General features: G+C 59.1%; 17 protein-coding genes. 12 read left to right on the forward strand and 5 right to left on the reverse strand.

Going from position 1 to position 15,088, the window contains the following annotated elements:
* Positions 1–321 precede the first annotated feature (321 nt).
* Positions 322–819, forward strand: coding sequence for a hypothetical protein (locus CVS30_RS06285; protein WP_146233359.1), 498 nt, complete (start codon positions 322–324; stop codon positions 817–819).
* A gap of 183 nt (positions 820–1,002) precedes the next feature.
* The gene (locus tag CVS30_RS18385) at positions 1,003–1,128 is read left to right on the forward strand and encodes a hypothetical protein (RefSeq protein WP_281268069.1); all 126 of its coding nucleotides are present in this window, start codon (positions 1,003–1,005) and stop codon (positions 1,126–1,128) included.
* 3 nt (positions 1,129–1,131) lie between these two features.
* On the opposite strand, the gene CVS30_RS06290 is transcribed toward CVS30_RS18385, so the two are convergent.
* Genes CVS30_RS06290 through CVS30_RS06300 form a run of 3 tightly spaced genes read right to left on the reverse strand, consistent with a single transcriptional unit; the run spans position 1,132 to position 2,979 of the window.
* Positions 1,132–1,716: a hypothetical protein gene (locus CVS30_RS06290; protein ID WP_110484486.1), complete on the reverse strand. Its 585-nt coding sequence runs from the start codon at positions 1,714–1,716 to the stop codon at positions 1,132–1,134.
* Between the two features lie 28 nt (positions 1,717–1,744).
* Positions 1,745–2,410 (reverse strand): hypothetical protein, encoded by a 666-nt coding sequence (locus CVS30_RS06295; protein ID WP_110484487.1) that lies wholly within the window; start codon positions 2,408–2,410, stop codon positions 1,745–1,747.
* Positions 2,407–2,979, reverse strand: a complete 573-nt coding sequence (locus CVS30_RS06300) for a DUF4145 domain-containing protein (protein WP_181419708.1) — start codon at positions 2,977–2,979, stop codon at positions 2,407–2,409. Before CVS30_RS06300 ends, CVS30_RS06295 begins: the two co-directional genes overlap by 4 nt.
* Positions 2,980–3,229: 250 nt before the next feature.
* On the opposite strand from CVS30_RS06300, the gene CVS30_RS06305 reads away from it, so the two are divergent.
* Positions 3,230–3,493: a hypothetical protein gene (locus CVS30_RS06305; protein WP_146233360.1), complete on the forward strand. Its 264-nt coding sequence runs from the start codon at positions 3,230–3,232 to the stop codon at positions 3,491–3,493.
* 103 nt (positions 3,494–3,596) lie between these two features.
* Here CVS30_RS06305 and CVS30_RS06310 read toward each other — a convergent pair whose 3' ends face one another.
* Complete coding sequence (locus CVS30_RS06310; RefSeq protein ID WP_146233361.1) at positions 3,597–4,466, reverse strand: hypothetical protein; 870 nt, start codon at positions 4,464–4,466, stop codon at positions 3,597–3,599.
* Positions 4,467–4,754: 288 nt separating this feature from the next.
* Between CVS30_RS06310 and CVS30_RS06315 the strand changes: the two genes are divergently transcribed.
* The 4 genes from CVS30_RS06315 to CVS30_RS17935 all read left to right on the forward strand — a co-directional run bounded on the left by CVS30_RS06315 (position 4,755) and on the right by CVS30_RS17935 (position 9,386).
* Complete coding sequence (locus tag CVS30_RS06315; RefSeq protein ID WP_146233362.1) at positions 4,755–4,946, forward strand: hypothetical protein; 192 nt, start codon at positions 4,755–4,757, stop codon at positions 4,944–4,946.
* Positions 4,947–5,637: 691 nt separating this feature from the next.
* Positions 5,638–6,462 carry an AAA family ATPase gene (locus tag CVS30_RS18545; protein ID WP_370800591.1) on the forward strand — a complete coding sequence of 275 codons (825 nt, stop codon included), beginning with the start codon at positions 5,638–5,640 and terminating at the stop codon, positions 6,460–6,462.
* On the forward strand, positions 6,459–8,825 hold the full coding sequence (locus CVS30_RS06330) for a S8 family peptidase (protein ID WP_110484494.1): 2,367 nt from the start codon (positions 6,459–6,461) through the stop codon (positions 8,823–8,825). Before CVS30_RS18545 ends, CVS30_RS06330 begins: the two co-directional genes overlap by 4 nt.
* A 420-nt stretch (positions 8,826–9,245) precedes the next feature.
* On the forward strand, positions 9,246–9,386 hold the full coding sequence (locus CVS30_RS17935; protein WP_181419709.1) for a hypothetical protein: 141 nt from the start codon (positions 9,246–9,248) through the stop codon (positions 9,384–9,386).
* Positions 9,387–9,467: 81 nt separating this feature from the next.
* Here the strand turns inward: CVS30_RS17935 and CVS30_RS06335 are convergent, their stop codons facing one another.
* Positions 9,468–10,367, reverse strand: coding sequence for an excalibur calcium-binding domain-containing protein (locus CVS30_RS06335; RefSeq protein ID WP_245934469.1), 900 nt, complete (start codon positions 10,365–10,367; stop codon positions 9,468–9,470).
* A 131-nt stretch (positions 10,368–10,498) separates the two neighbouring features.
* Here CVS30_RS06335 and CVS30_RS06340 point away from each other — a divergent pair, with 131 nt between their 5' ends.
* From CVS30_RS06340 to CVS30_RS06360, 5 genes are all read left to right on the forward strand, one after another.
* Positions 10,499–11,230, forward strand: coding sequence for a response regulator transcription factor (locus CVS30_RS06340; protein WP_110484495.1), 732 nt, complete (start codon positions 10,499–10,501; stop codon positions 11,228–11,230).
* A complete protein-coding gene (locus CVS30_RS06345) occupies positions 11,227–12,732 on the forward strand; it encodes a sensor histidine kinase (protein WP_110484496.1) in 1,506 nt (501 codons plus the stop codon). Before CVS30_RS06340 ends, CVS30_RS06345 begins: the two co-directional genes overlap by 4 nt.
* Before the next feature lie 95 nt (positions 12,733–12,827).
* Positions 12,828–13,493, forward strand: coding sequence for a hypothetical protein (locus CVS30_RS06350; RefSeq protein ID WP_110484497.1), 666 nt, complete (start codon positions 12,828–12,830; stop codon positions 13,491–13,493).
* Positions 13,494–13,561: 68 nt separating this feature from the next.
* Positions 13,562–14,260: a YcnI family copper-binding membrane protein gene (locus CVS30_RS06355; RefSeq protein ID WP_110484498.1), complete on the forward strand. Its 699-nt coding sequence runs from the start codon at positions 13,562–13,564 to the stop codon at positions 14,258–14,260.
* A 171-nt stretch (positions 14,261–14,431) separates the two neighbouring features.
* Positions 14,432–15,085 carry a DUF4232 domain-containing protein gene (locus CVS30_RS06360; protein ID WP_110484499.1) on the forward strand — a complete coding sequence of 218 codons (654 nt, stop codon included), beginning with the start codon at positions 14,432–14,434 and terminating at the stop codon, positions 15,083–15,085.
* Positions 15,086–15,088: the final 3 nt, after the last annotated feature.

Genomic DNA, 15,088 nt, shown 5'->3' on the forward strand with positions numbered 1-15,088 from the left:
GGTCCAACCGTCCTGCTCTGGTCATTCTGACTCTGGTTCTGGTACTGCTCTCGCTGCCCTGGTCGTGCTGGATCTGTTGGCTCCCGCTGACTCTGGTGCCGGCGGTTCCGCTCTGCTCTGCCCTGCTCTGGTGCTGGCTCTGGTCATTCTGGATCTGTTGGCTCCCGCTGACTCTGGTGCCGGCGGTCCAACGGTCCTGCTCTGCCCTGGTCCTGCTCTCGCTGCCCTGGTCCTGCTGGATCTGTTGGCTCCCGCTGCTGGTGCCAACGGTCATGCCGGCTCTGCCCTGCTCTGCTCTGGCTCTCGCTGTTGGTCCTGCTCATGCTGGACCTGCTGGCCCTGGCTCTGGCGCTGGTCCTGCCCTGGTCCTGCTGGATCTGTTGGCTCCCGCTCTGGTGCCGGCTCTGCCCTCCTGCTGGCTCTGTTGACTCAGCCCTGGCTCTGGCTTTGCTGGCTCTCGCTGTTGGTGCCGGCGGTCCTGCTCCCGCCCTGGCTCTGGCTTTGCTGGCTCTCGCGCTGCTGACGCTGGTCCTGCTCCCGCTGCTGGTGCTGGCCCTGCTCTCGCTCTGGTGCTGGTGCTGGTGCTGGTGCCAACGGTTCTGCTCTGTCATGGTCCTGCTGGCTCTGGTCGAGCTGTTGCCGTTGCTGAGGTGCTGGCCCTGGTCAGTCGCCGCCGTTGGTCACCGTGGTCGCTGGTGCTGTTGGTCAAGCTGGTGCCCGTTGGACGCTGCGGTCCGGGCCGCCCTGGTGGCCGCATCGGCGCAACGGCGCAACGGCGCAACGGCGCAACGGGACGAGATTGAAGCCAGGTTGTTCTGATGGCACAAACGACAGATATGCCGGCCCGCGTGGAACGAATCCGCAACGACGGCAACTGGATAACCGGAGGACCAGCCGCCATGGACTACCTCCCATGGCGCATCGACGGCCGCACCGCAGTTGGCGTCCCCCGCCTGTTCCCGTACCGCGACATCAAGGGCGGCCAACCGTCGCGCATCCTGGATGGAAAACACCCCGCACCGGCTTCTCCCTATCCTGGGGCCCAACGACTACACCATGCTCATGGAAAACACACCCATCGAATGCATCGATATCACCGCACCGCCACAGCAGCTGGCCCTGTTCTGAGCGTCATTGCAACGATTCGTCGGCTCGCCCTGCCACTCCATGCTTTCGGAGCTCTTCTCGAAAATCGGCCGAAAGTTCCTTCAGGCCGTCCGCCACGGTTTCGGTCGGTTCCTGTTCCGTCGCCAAGGTCACTACAAGCTTATTCAGGTCGTGAATCGTTACCCCTACGTTGAGAAGTGCTCCAGGGAGCTTGCCGCCAGGTGTCGCGTGCCCGGAGTAGTACATGCTGGCTACGGAAACATCTCCAACTAGGCGCCCCAGCGAAACGGCAATACCAGCATCGCCATTGTTTAGGCGCCAACGCATAACGGCGGCATTCCCCTCCGTGCCCAGGGCGGCCAGCTGGTGGAAGTCAGCGTCCCGTTGCATCACCATGGAGGTGAGGACTGCTGACACCTCGGACAGCGCTTCAATTCGCCGCGCTAGCTGGCCTTGATTTCGCTGTTCATCCAATTGCCTACGAGAGAGCTTTGCCTGATGGGCATTCGTGCGCCAAAGTACGATCATTGCCACGAGGGCTGCTGATCCGCCGGCGATGATGGCGCCCCAAAGTATTGCCCAGTTGTCTGCTGTGATGTTCCAAAACACTCTTGTCTTCAACCCCTAGTCTTGGTCGTTATCCGAGTTCCTGCCGCATTTTCTCAATTAGCTCTTCCAGATACCGAATCGGTCGCGCTTGATCGTCTCTCACCGCCGTCTTTGCCACGTGAACAATGCAGTTTGCAAAATCATTGGACATCACTGTCAGATGGTGAAATCGGGAACCTGCGGAGTATTCGACGGGGCGAATGGCGTCAAGCTTGAGTGTTGCCGTGACGACTTCAACTATGAATTCCTCGATACACAATGCAAGGTCGATGTCATCGTCCTCAATGATCCACCGCAAAGCCGCTGATCTTGCCTGGAGGCCAGAACGGTTGATCGCGTTTGAGGCTGTAGTGCTCCCATCGAGAAGGGTGGGTATGGCCCTGATCGTGCTCGCAAGCTCTGCCGCCGCATCTACCTTGCGAGCCAAACTGGAATGCCGTTTCTGCTCTGACAATTGAAGCTCAAGCCCTTCCCGCTGTGCAGTGAGAGCTTTGTCAGCGCGCGCTTCTGCCGCTTTGGTCTCCAATGCAGCCAGTCGTCGCTGCTCCGTTATGTTCTTGACGGCTTCGCTGGACACATGTTGGTTCGTCTTTCGCAACAGAAGTACTGCCACTATGGCAGCCACAACTCCGCTGATGACCGCACCGAAAAGTCCACTGAAGAGGTAGAGCAACCACGTCTCGTCGCTGTTCACTGCTCTGCCGGTACTGACTGGGCTTTGCGTTTGGCAGCGCGAGCCTCGAGCTGCGACGCCAAGTGAGGCAATTCAAAGACCTCGCGCAAGATGAGTTCCATGAGCTGAACGCAGTCGCGGGCGTCGCTCCAAGCCACGGCCACGTCAAGGTCTCCATGAGCCATGTCATTTCCGAAGTCCCGGATCGCATCAGCAGCAGTCTTGGTGGAGACAAGGATTAGGTGCTGGTCATGCATCTTCTTGATCTTTGATGCAAGCGTTCCCTTGTCGATTCCGTGCGCTTTAGCCGTAGCTTCAATCGTGGTGCGCGCCATCAGGATGGCCGCCATGTGCTGTCCAGCTTTGAAGCTTTTGAAGGCTTCCTCCGAGGCCTTCTGGACGGTAGCTGGTAGATTGGCGATCTTTGGCCCGCCGTTGTCGGGGAGCCAGCTTTCTACACCAATCGCGGACCAGTACTTGACCTCTTCTCCCGCTACAAGCTCGTAGGCCCATTCTGAAGACCCGGCGAAGATATCTGTTGATCCCAGGCTGAGCAGTTTACAAGCGGCGCAACTGAAAGCTGCTTGCACGTAGATGATTGCACCTTCGGTCTCCTCATCATGTACAACTGACGTTTCCCCAGCGGGAGTGAAGTGGGCGTGAACCCCACAATAACCACATACACGCGAAGCCATAAAAGTCCCCTCATACTCCACGGGACGACCCCGTTCCCCTATCTTAGGGATGCCTAGCTAGGGGGACGAATGCCGGTCACCCGCGCATATTCTGACCGAACTAACTGTCTTCGCCGCCCCACCACTGCTGTTGGCGGCACCGTCGTTGGCAGAACCCTTGGTGGGGAGCTGTTGTTGGTGCCGTGCCGTTGCTGGCCCCGCCTTGGTTGATGGCGGAGCTGGTCGTGCGGGTGATCGTGACGGTACTGCAATTGTTGGCGCCCTGTTGCTTCTGGCCGCGATCCATTACCTTGGCCGTGCTGGCGCCCCTGCAGTGCTACGCCCGCGTTTGACGGAGCTGCTAGCCTTCGTGCCCGTTGCCGAGCTGGCCATAATGGTGGCCGTGGTCGAGCTGGTGTCGGAATGTTGACGCCAAGGTTCTTGGTTCCGATCAGCGTTGCAGCCGTTGGCATGGTTCTACTGGCCTTGTTGGTGTTGGCCGTAGTTGTTAGAGCCGATGCCCCAGCGTCGATCTAGTATCGTGAAACAGCAGTTTTGAGCTGTTCACGCGCAGCCGCCGGTGTGATCTGGCCGAGTACGACGCCCTGTCGCAGCACGAACAAATCTCGAGTGTCGATAAGGCACCCATTGTGGTTCTCGCCAAATGTCACAAGGTCATCCTCACGCCCGACCAAGGCCACTTCACGCTGAGCGGGATCAACGTCCCGATAGATATTTGGCACGTACCAGAGGGCATCCGGTGCACGGCCCTCGGCTACTGCAAACGCTACGCTCGCGCTGGAAACCTGTTGCAAATCATTGGACTTTGCAGCGCGCCCATATCCTTTTACTTCCACGAGCGCTACCCAGTCCCCGTCCAACACGCGCAGATCTTCGCGTTTCTTCCCCTTATGCTGAGGGAGATCGTCCGAGTCGATTACCGTGAATTCGAAAAGTTCCAGGGCATGTTTGACTGCGGCTACGAGCGGGTCACCGGTTTCAGAGACAAGATCCCGCCAGGACTGACCATCTTGCTCGGCTGTTGCGATGGCATTTGTCAGTCGTAGACGTTCTTTCTCAGCTTGCTCGCGAAGGCTCGCCTGCACTTCGTCGAACTCAGCAAGCCGGCGCCGCGATTCAATCTCGTCCATTGCTGCCCAGTCATTTGATTTTGTCCATTCGGCCGACTCCGGAAATACGGCAGGTTCGGCAAGACGCCAGCGGGAAAAAGCGAAGGTAACCCATTCATTCAATGCTGACCTGGCACAATCAGGCAGCCAGACGGCCGAGTCGTGCACAGCGCCATCTTTATCCTTTTCAAGGACAGCCGCGAGAACGAGAGGCGTCGAGAGACGTTCCCTCACCAGCTCATGCGTCGTGTACGCCGGCCATACCGGTGTCATGAACCCCGTGTAGGACGCCCCGGCTTCTGGGACACAACTCCGGTCAACGAGCGATTCTATGCCATGCTGGCGCGAGAATGCCGTGACCTCTATGTCGAGACTCGGTTTGAATTGTGTGCGACTCTTCGTGGGTTTTCGATAGCTTCCACTGGTTCCCGACGACGGCACAATAGACGTTCCTGTGGGTTCTAATTCCGGCGCTGCCGCAAATACAATGCGCCGGTGGAAGCTATGTGAGCCCTCGCTGAAATTGGCATCTGTAATTACAAGGACATCATGCTCTTCTGCATGGACATCGTACAGACTATTCGTTACTCGCAAACTGCCAGCGAGTGGGCGGAGGCTTTCGACTTCGTCATCGGTAAGCCCAAGGACAAGGACACGGGGCCGCGGGGCACCGACGTAACTTTCGCTCATCGCACCATTCTGGCAGCACAAAGCCCCTCCGCCTTCCTCCAACACTCTGCCCATCAATCCTGATAGTAACTGGCGCCGCATTGATGCCGCACTTGTCAGTTCCGAGGGTAAGATCCTAGACCGCTGTTCAATTTTCGGCCGGTGTCCGCGCCACTACTGGCGTTGCCCGCGCTAATGACGCTGCCGGCTGCCCTGGTCATGCTCCAGCCCTGCTGGATCTGGCCCCAGCCCTGGCACCAAGGGACCTTCTCCTGCTGCTGGAACTGTTGCTGTCGCTGACTCTCGCTGGTGCCGGCGGCTCTGTCTCTAGTGATAGTGCGGCTGAGACCTAGATGCCGAGCAGCGAGTAGAATCACGCTTGACACTAGATCCACCCAATGTCAGACCCGTCTCTTACCATCGAAGAATGCTGATTCTGAGCTACTAGAGACGTAAGGTGGTAAGCATGCAGACTCTCCCTAGCAATTCTTTCCACACTAGCGATTCCATCGAAGCAGCACTGGTGGACTTGGCCAGGGTGGGCATGAAAGGGAGCCCCAGCGCTGTCCGCAAGATGGCAAACCAACTCATACGAAGAGTCCCGGACGGTATCGTGGACGTTGAAGCTTTTCGCCGCGAATTGCACTCGGCAATCAGTTCTACCCGCAGCCAGGGCCTCCAGTTTTCGGCAGATACGCTACCGATGGAAGCTGGAGGTGCAGGCGCGTTGGTCCAACTGGACGAGTCACCTGACGGAGCGAGCCTAGTCTTGCCAATGTCTGTACAGGAAGACCTTGACGAAATTGTACTCGAACGAAAAAACGAGACTCTTCTGGCACTAAGAGGGCTCGAGCCCTCTCGTTCAGTGTTATTCTCAGGCCCCCCTGGCGTGGGTAAGACCCTTGCCAGTCAGTGGATTGCCAGCCAGGTCGGATTGCCACTGGTTTCTCTGGACTTAGCCTCTGTACTTTCGAGCTATCTGGGAACCTCCGGGCGAAACATTAGGTCCGTGTTGGACTTTGCAAAGTCCAACACCTGCGTACTTCTACTTGATGAGTTTGACGCCCTCGCTAAGGCACGCGACGACGACGGTGACGTGGGTGAACTCAAACGGATCGTCAATGTACTGCTCGTAGAGCTGGATAGATGGGACAACCGAAGCTTCTTGATTGCCGCTACTAATCATCCTCAACTATTGGATCCAGCGATTGGGCGGCGATTCGATCGAATCGTGAATTTCCCACTACCAGGCCGTGCCGAGCGGGAGGTACTAATTAATAGTGCGACTAACGGTGAACTTGCTCAAACCATGGTGCGTGCCGTGGCCGACATTACAGAGGGAAGCTCCCCGTCAGACTTGGTCAGACTTGCGGAAAGGGCCGCGAGGAGAAGCGTTCTCCAGAATACGTCTTTCGAAAAAGTCCTGCTTACGGAACTCTTAAAGCAACAGCCTAATGGCGGGGAACCACGCACCATACTCTGGCACAGGCTCTACCGAGAATATGGGCTATCGTTACGAAGAATTGCAGACCTGTCAGGCGTGAGTCATCCTACGGTCTCCAATGCTGTCCGTCGCCTAGATAGTGGGGAACCTAAATGACTGAACAAAACCTGCCGAGACGCCCGCTTCTATATAAAGGCGAAGCCTTGCGAACGCCCGTCGAAAAGCCACCAACCGGCGGTGGAGATAAGTTCGAGCCCCAAACCGCAGGTGAAGCCCGCGAAATACTTCTCCCACAGGTTCAATCGGTTCGAGCCAAGGTTGGGGGCCTCAGCCCTGAAATGCGCTTACCAGGACACACATTTATCGAAGCGAAGTTGCTGCCAAATTACTTGGCTGCCTCGTCATTTCCAGGCCAGCTACTGAACCAGCTCGGGGCCATGCCGGTCGGATCAAGAGCAGAAAAAGGTATCTACCGCACGTCGTCGACATCCAAAGAAGCGATCACTCGCCGGCTAGTGTTAGCCGTGCCGAACGATTCACTAGCCGCGCTTGAAGTCCTCGTTGAATCACGGGGACAAACAAGAACAGAACGGGCCGCATTCGAAGAAATTCGTAAACTCGACGAGTTTTCGCTCCCCTCGCAGGTCCTAACGCGTGCAGTCGAAGCCGTCGAAACAGACCTGGACGAGGTCATTCTGTGGGAGACCGTACTAAATCCCATTGGCCTGCGCGGTAACGCCCTCGAAGCAGCTACTGAAGAAACAGTGGCTCAATGGCGGTCAGCTGTAGAGAGTTTTGGAGGTCAAATTGAACTCGACTTCGTTCGAAGAGTTGGTGGATTGACATTCGTTCCCGTGCGAGCTTCAAAACGCTCAATGGAAGAGTTATCCGCCTTCAATGCATTGAGGATCGTTAGGCCAATGCCAGCCATTCCTCCACGGCCGCTATTCGGTTTGAGGTCCTCCGCTGCCTGGCATGGACCAAAAACCACCGCAACGAGGGACGACTCTTTCAAAGTTGCGGTATTTGATGGCGGGTTGAATGATGTGGCAAACATCAATGGCCACATGGTTGCAGCATCATTTGACCTGACCGGACAAGTTGCTGACCCAGATTCTCTTTTGCATGGAACCGCCGTTACTGGCGCTGCACTCTATGGTCTTATTCAACACGGCCAACATGCTGCAACTCCACCTCTACCGCTTGATAGCTTCCGAGTTTTGCCTCCACCGCCAATTCCAGACGATATGTTCGGATACTGGGTCCTTGATCAAATCAAGGATGTTGTGTCACTTGACGAGCACAAAATCATCAATCTAAGTCTAGGACCGACTCTGCCCGTTCAAGACGATTCGGAACCCAATAGGTGGACCAGCGAATTGGACACTCTGGCTTGGGAACGTGACGTACTTTTCGTTGTTGCGGCTGGCAATGACGGCCACTTAGATTCAGCCTCCGGACGCGACCGGGTCCAAGTTCCGGGCGATATGGTGAACGGATTCTCTGTAGGAGCTTGTGATTCCCCAACACCGACCGCTCCGTGGAAACGAGCCTCATACTCGTCTGTCGGGCCAGGCCGTTGGGGAAGTAGGATTCAGCCACTAGGGCTCCAATTTGGCGGTTCGGAAGCGCAGAAATTCCCAATTTTGGCCGCCGATGGCACTTTCCTGGAGGCGACGGGTACTAGCTTCGCAGCACCCTTGGTTACACATGCCATGTCCGAATTGGCAATCAATTTGCCGGTAGTAAATGCCAATGTTTTGAGGGCTTTCGGAGTACATTTTGCCGAACGTCCTAAGACAAGGCATCTACAGCTTCAGAGCGAAGTTGGATACGGACGAATTCCAAGTGACTTCCTGGACGTCCTAACCTGCTCAGCCGATGAGACTCACGTACTCTACAAGGATTCCACTGAACGAGGGGAACTTACGGCATACAAGCTCCCCATACCGCGAGGTATGGTCGGGAAACTGGAAGTGCGAATTACGCTGGCCTATTTGTCACCGGTGGAACCTACCGAAGCCACTGAATACACGAGCGCATCAATTGACCTCGCATTGCGGCCACATGCGTTTACGCACAGGTTTACTTCGCCCCACAACGGCGACGGAAGAACACTGGATAGGCGAAGCCAAGAAGCCCTCCAACTGATCCAGGCGGGCTGGCGTGAGAGCCAAGAACCAGTAACGAAGACATTGGGCGCTTCCAGAGGTTCGTCGGAAGTGAATCTGCGAGAGAGCGGAAAATGGGAAACACTGAGGCACTACCGATTCAGTCTAAGTCCTGGCGAAGTTGAAGACCCTCGTATCGAGCTGAACTACCTCACTCGCAGCCGAGGTCAACTGGATAAGTCGCCCAGCACCTTGCCTTTTGCAATGCTGATCACGGTTTCCGATACATCTGGAGCTGGGAAGCTCTATGACGATGCTGTTGTCCAATTTCAGTCGCTTCAACCGGCAGGCCGCGCACGCGCTCGACTTGGCTTACGTTCGGATCAAGCTTCTATCTGGCAAGAGTAAACCCGACGCCACCTGCCTACTTGCTTTCGGGAACCGATTCTGCCCACATTTTGCCCACACTTGCCCATGATTTGATCTGATTTAGAGTGACTGAGGATGATTGAAAACGTCGTGTTTTCGCGGATCATGACCGTGACCTGCGCGAACTAAGGGTTTCAAATCCCACCGTCACCGCCAATGTGGAAGGCGCCTACATCGTTGAATTATCAGCGAGGTAGGCGCCTTTCCTCTTTAATAGTTCGGGTCATTGACCGCATTTCCCGGGCACCGAAGGTCTCACTCGGCCCTAGTGCGGCCAGACTTGGTAAGCTTGGATAAGCGCCGATCCTTCGGCGAACTTTTTTGCGTGCCGCCAAATCGTGATGGCTCCGCATCCATTCTCCCGGCCCGGTCCACCCGGACGTTGAACAAAGGAAACCATTGGGTACTCAAACCAAAACACAGACGTCAGCGCATTCTTCTGAGAGCACTCCCGGTGCATTGGCTGGCGGCATCATTGGCGTTGCTTCAACCATCATCGGCGTCGTTGGTTTTGGCCTTTTGATCTTCTTCGTCGTGTAATCACGCGACACAACGCATAAGAGGCGCCCATCGAGATTTCGATGGGCGCCTCTTTGCATTTCAGACCGGCATGGTGCCTAGCTACTTATCGCAGGCAATGCCGTCTTTGTCCCGGTCCAGTCCGGGCCGGTACCCCGGATGACCCACATACATGGGTGCCGCACCAGCGGCCTTAGCCGCATCGCAGTTTGGATAGTAAGCAGCTGCAGGGGCCTCAACCGGAACTTCTGCAGGTACCTGGACGAGCGGCTGAATCGCGGGAGCTTGCTGTTGCGCAGCCTGCTCGGCAGCGACTCGGTCGGCCTCAACTTGTGCGGCTTGAGCCGCGGCGGCTTGCTGTTGCGCAGCTTGCTCGGCTACGAGCTGATCGGCTGCGACTTTGTCTGACACAGCTTTATCGGCGGCAGCCTTCTCTGCGACGATTTTCTCATCCGCGCGTTTCTTATCGTCGGCTCGCTGCGCAACGAGAACCTTGGAATCCTTCTCCGTCATCCAGACGAGAACACCCTTGTCATCAAGCGTGCAAACATAGCTCACCGACAGTTCTGTGACAGCCTGTCCGCCAGAGAAACACTCTTCGAGCAGCACATACTTCGGCGTCGGGCTCGGCGTTGGACTGGGAGACGCGGAAGCACTGCTTGTGGTCGTAGCTGGGAGAGCGACAAGAGGCTGAATGGTGCTGGTCTCCACGGCTGCCGGCGGAACCAACATCGCACCAATAATCAAGGCAACGACACCGCCTCCGATCGCGCCACCTGCTCCCTTCCGATGTGGCAACCCAAGCCACGAGCGGCGACCAGAAAGAAGAGAATACAGTGCCGTCACAACGAAAAACAGTGCGAACATGACCAGCCAAGCACCAAACCCACCGGTGGAGATGGCGATGATCAGGAACAAAAGCCAAATCGCCGAGACGATCCAAAACGACTTCGTCGGACGCCAAGCAACTTTGCTGGTCCGCCTAGTAAAATTTGTAGCCACGATTCTCCTCCACACAAGGTTCTCTAGCTTTCATTGAGAACTGCCATGGTCGGCATTCGCACAGTCTAAGACACAGGCAACGTTCGGGAACCATCCAGCAATCCTCGGGTTGGATAGCAGAGAATGAACGTATGGCATCTCAGACTCCTGCATCAGCACTGCCCAAGCTCACTCGAGCTGACGGTCAGCCCATCCGAGCCCTGGTCGTTGACGACGAGCCCGAGCTGGCGGATCTGATGCGTCGTGGCCTGGAGATGACGGGGTGGCGGGTGGAAACCGCCCACGACGGCTTCGCGGCGCTGAAGAAGGCCCGCGAATTCTTTCCCGATGTTTTGGTTCTGGACATCATGATGCCCGGCATGGACGGCGTCGAACTGTTGCAAAAAATCCGCACCATCTTCCCCGAGGTGCCCGCGCTTTTCCTCACGGCCAAGGACGAGGTCTCGGACAAGGTGCTCGGCCTGCAAGCCGGCGGCGACGACTACGTCAGTAAGCCCTTCAGCATGAAGGAAGTCATCCTGCGCCTGCACCGCATCGTGCAGCGTTCCGGCGTCACGGCCCCACAATTTGCCCACCTCAGCGTGGGTGATCTGACGCTCAACAAGGACACCAAGGGTGTGCAACGCGACGGCGTCGACATCTCACTGACGGCCACCGAATTTGAGCTGCTGAAATTCCTCATGGAAAACCCCCGCCATGTGGTCAGCAAGGCCCGCATCCTCGAGCGCGTGTGGAACTACGATTTCGGCGGCCAAAGCAACATCGTCGAGCTCTACATTTCCTACCTGCGCAAGAAGATCGACGCCGATCGCGAACCCATGATCCACACGGTCCGGGGTTCCGGTTACGTGATCAAGCCATGACCCCAGCGCTCACCAAGCTCAAGGTCCTGCACCCCGGTACCTGGCATCTGAGCACCCGGCTCGTCGTGGTCATGCTGGCGCTATTGACGGTCATTTGCGCCCTCGTGGGCCTGGTCGCCTACACAACCCTGAGCGTCACGGCCAATAGCCAGCTCGACACCGCTGTCCAGCAGGCCTCCGTCCGCACCGCCGCCTACTACACGGGCTCGCCCACCCAGCGCGACCCCCTCGATGCCCGGGCCACCAGCGCTGGCCAGTTGAGCGCGGTCTTGAGTGACGCCGTCGTCCATTACGCGGGAATCCTGGCCTCCGACGGCACTCGCAAACAGCTGACCCTCGCCGACGCCACTGTCCTGGCCGCACTCCCCACCGACGGCAGCTTCGTCGACAAAACGCTGACTCTGGGCGACTACCGCTTGCAAGCGCAGGCCGCCCCCGATGGCAGCATCCTCATCACCGGCCTTCCGCGCACCGCCACGGAGCAGACGCTCTCGACGCTCGTGCTCTCGATCGGGCTCGTCTCATTGGCCGGACTCATGGCGCTGGGCTGGGCCGGAACCGCCATCATCCGCCGCAATCTCCGCCCCCTCGCGCAGCTCTCCGAGACCGCCACCAAGGTTTCCACGCTCAGGCTCGACGCCGGAGAGGTCGCCTTGAGCGCCCGCGTCCCGGACACGGTGGCCCACCCAGGCACCGAGGTGGGGAATGTGGGCAGCGCTTTTAACGCCATGCTCGATAACGTCTCGCACGCTTTGGAAGCGCGGCAACTCAGCGAGACGAAGCTGCGGCGCTTCGTGGCCGACGCCAGCCATGAGCTCCGCACACCCTTGACGGCCATCCGGGGCTACGCCGAACTGCTGTCGATGACCGAGCCGCTGAGCGAGGACGGGCAACTCTCCCTGGGCCGGGTGCAGGATCAGTCGATCCGGATGAGCCGCCTCGTGGAGGACCTGCTGACGCTGGCACGGCTGGATGAGACCCGCAACGGGGCCGCGCAAAACACCCCCGCAACCAAAACCAGCAATGTGAGCCCGCTCGTCATGGAGGCCGTCAGCGATCTCCAGGTTGCCACACCGGATCATGAATGGACGTTTAGCGTCCCCGATGAAGCCGTGGACAGCTGCACCGATGCCGGCACGCTGCGGCAGATCCTACTCAACCTGCTCTCCAACGCGGCCAAGCACACGCCGCCCGGAACGGCCGTCCACACCACCTTGTCCAAGGAGGCCGATGGTTCGTGTCTCCTTGAGATCAGCGACAACGGCCCGGGCATCGATCCGGAGTTCCAAAAGATCATCTTCGACCGTTTCTCCCGCGCCGACACCGCCCGAACGGGCACCACCGGCAGCACCGGGCTGGGGCTAAGCATTGTGCAAGGACTCGTGCAGGCCAATGGTGGATCCGTCAGCATGAGCAGCACCCTAGGCAACACCACTTTCACCGTGAGACTCCCGGGACGCCCACGGATCCCCGGCCCACCGCCGCCGCCTGAAACAAAATAGTCCAGCCGGAGGGTTTCTGGCCGGACGGGCCGAAGGTGCGCGGGACCCATATTCCTCGATAAGCTTGCTCCGTTAGCTGATGCGAAGGGAGCCCCGTGACACCCGCTCCCTTTAGGCTGCTCCGAACCACGCTGGTGGGTTCGACCGTTCTGGGCCTCGCGGCCGGGGCGCACGTCGTGGCCGGCGGCACCTTGCCGCTGTGGCCCATCATGTTGGCCATCTTGGCCTTGCACATCATGTGCTCCACGATCGTCACGAAGTTTCAGCTGACACTGCCCGTCATGCTCGCCTTGTTGGGCAGCAGCCAAATCGTGCTGCATAAAGCGTTCGATTTCCTCTCTCATGGCATGCCTACGGCGGAGCCGGCTGGCTCAGCCACATCGTTGGCGCTGAGCCACCACGCCATGTCGGCCGAGGCCCACGCCTCAGCCATGTTGGCGCAGGCTGCTGCGACCGGGACCCCGGACGTCGACGCCTTGGCAACTCTGAGTCATACCGGCGCCATCTCGGGCTGGATGATGGTCGCGCATATCGTCGCTACCCTCGCCGCCGCTGCCCTGCTGGCCCACGGCGAAAGCGCCCTCTGGTCCCTCGCCCACTGGCTCCGACCGCTCTTCCGATGTGCCGCCGTCGTGCTTATTGTTCCGGTGAAAAGCACCGGGATCGGCATCATCCCGCGCCCACTCCTCCGCCTGCCCTGGCGGAATCTACGCCCCGATACGCGTCGGGGTCCTCCCTTCCGAACAGCAATCTTCGCTTAGCACCCTTCGAACTCCTCGCAGGGTGCCATTTCCCTGTAATTTTTTGCATGTTCGAAAGGCACTACCCCATGCGTTTTTCCCGTACCCTCAAGACCTCCGCAGCCCTCGGCACCACCGCCGGACTGATGCTTCTTGGCCTCGGCGCCGCATCCGCACACGTCTCCGCGACCCCCAGCGAAACGGCCGCCGGAGCGTACTCCCTGGTCACTTTCGCGGTGGGTCATGGCTGCGACGGATCGGCCACCAAGTCGCTGACCATCACCTTGCCGGACGAGCTCAATGACGCCACCCCCACGGTCAACCCGAACTGGACCATCAGCAAGGCAACGCAGAAGCTCGATACCCCGCGCACCCTCGCCAACGGCAGCAAGGTCAGCGAGCGTACCGCCTCCATCACGTACACGGCCAAGACCCCGCTTCTGGACGGGCAGCGCGATACCTTCACGCTCTCCCTGCAGCTCCCCGACGCGGCCGGCACCACCCTCCACTTCCCCACCCTGCAGAACTGCGAAGTGGGGCAGACCGATTGGAAGGAAATCCCGGCAGCCGGCGCCGATCACGACTCGGTTGAGGCTCCCGCCCCGGAGCTGACCATCACCCCGGCAGTTGCGGGCGACGGTCATGACGGCCACGGTGCAATGGCCGTCGCTTCTGAAGAAACGGCCGACGCCGGAACCTCCTGGGCGTCATGGCTCGGCCTGGGTGCGGGCTTGGCTGGGCTGATCCTTGGCGGGCTGGCGTTCATGCGCTCCTCGCGCAAGGCCTAACCCCGAAGGCGGTGCGCAGTGCGCCGTTCATAGGGCTGAAGTAGCCGGTTAGCGCCGAGAATCGTGTTGACCGTATTCTCGGCGGTGACCGGCTACCTCGGCTGGTGCGGGAATGGGAGCGGCCCGGCGAGGGGGATTGACTCCGGATTCCATGCACGCAAAAGTGGGGGCATGACTATTGAGCAGCGGTCCCCGGCCAAGCGCATCCACCGAGGGACGCTCCTCACCATGGTGGCCTTGCTCGGAGTGGGCGCGTCGTTGGTCTCGTGCGGGGCCCAGGACCAACCGCTGGCGGCAACTACCGCGCCCGCCGTTACCCAGCCAAGCCCCATCGAAACTTCCGCGGCGGTACCGACGGAGGTGACGCCGTCGGCCGTGGAAACCACGGCAAGCACGCCGCAGGAAACGCCGCTTTGCACCGCGGCGTCGCTCACGGGTGCCCTGGACAGTACCGGAGGTGGAGCGGCTGGGAGTATTTATATGTCCCTAGTCCTGAGCAATACTTCGGGCGCCGCATGTATTTTGGATGGTTACCCGGGCGTTTCGCTCGTCCCGGCGGGCAGCACCGAGTTTGTTGGGGCGCCGGCGGTCAGGGATGCCAAGTTGCCCTCAAACGGGCCCATCACGCTGACTCCCGGCAAGAGCGCGACCGCGACGCTGCGCTACACGCAGGCGGGTAATTATCAGGATTGCCAACGCGTGGAGACGGGTGCCGTGCTGGTCTATCCACCGAGCGCAACGGACAGCCTAGAGATCCCGCGGGAGCTCACGGCGTGCAGCAATGCCGAGATCACGCTGCTGACAATCGGCGCTTTTCAACCCTAGGGT

It is taken from the genome of Arthrobacter psychrolactophilus, assembly GCF_003219795.1.
Classification (GTDB): domain Bacteria; phylum Actinomycetota; class Actinomycetes; order Actinomycetales; family Micrococcaceae; genus Specibacter; species Specibacter psychrolactophilus.

What these genes read in the sequence shown, in the direction of transcription:
- CVS30_RS06285 (WP_146233359.1), top strand. Translation starts at nt 322, where the DNA reads ATGCTGGACCTGCTGGCCCTGGCTCTGGCGCTGGTCCTGCCCTGGTCC.
- CVS30_RS18385 (WP_281268069.1), top strand. Translation starts at nt 1,003, where the DNA reads ATGGAAAACACCCCGCACCGGCTTCTCCCTATCCTGGGGCCCAACGAC.
- CVS30_RS06310 (WP_146233361.1), bottom strand. Translation starts at nt 4,466, where the DNA reads ATGACACCGGTATGGCCGGCGTACACGACGCATGAGCTGGTGAGGGAA.
- CVS30_RS06315 (WP_146233362.1), top strand. Translation starts at nt 4,755, where the DNA reads ATGGACATCGTACAGACTATTCGTTACTCGCAAACTGCCAGCGAGTGG.
- CVS30_RS18545 (WP_370800591.1), top strand. Translation starts at nt 5,638, where the DNA reads ATGTCTGTACAGGAAGACCTTGACGAAATTGTACTCGAACGAAAAAAC.
- CVS30_RS06330 (WP_110484494.1), top strand. Translation starts at nt 6,459, where the DNA reads ATGACTGAACAAAACCTGCCGAGACGCCCGCTTCTATATAAAGGCGAA.
- CVS30_RS06340 (WP_110484495.1), top strand. Translation starts at nt 10,499, where the DNA reads ATGGCATCTCAGACTCCTGCATCAGCACTGCCCAAGCTCACTCGAGCT.
- CVS30_RS06345 (WP_110484496.1), top strand. Translation starts at nt 11,227, where the DNA reads ATGACCCCAGCGCTCACCAAGCTCAAGGTCCTGCACCCCGGTACCTGG.
- CVS30_RS06355 (WP_110484498.1), top strand. Translation starts at nt 13,562, where the DNA reads ATGCGTTTTTCCCGTACCCTCAAGACCTCCGCAGCCCTCGGCACCACC.
- CVS30_RS06360 (WP_110484499.1), top strand. Translation starts at nt 14,432, where the DNA reads ATGACTATTGAGCAGCGGTCCCCGGCCAAGCGCATCCACCGAGGGACG.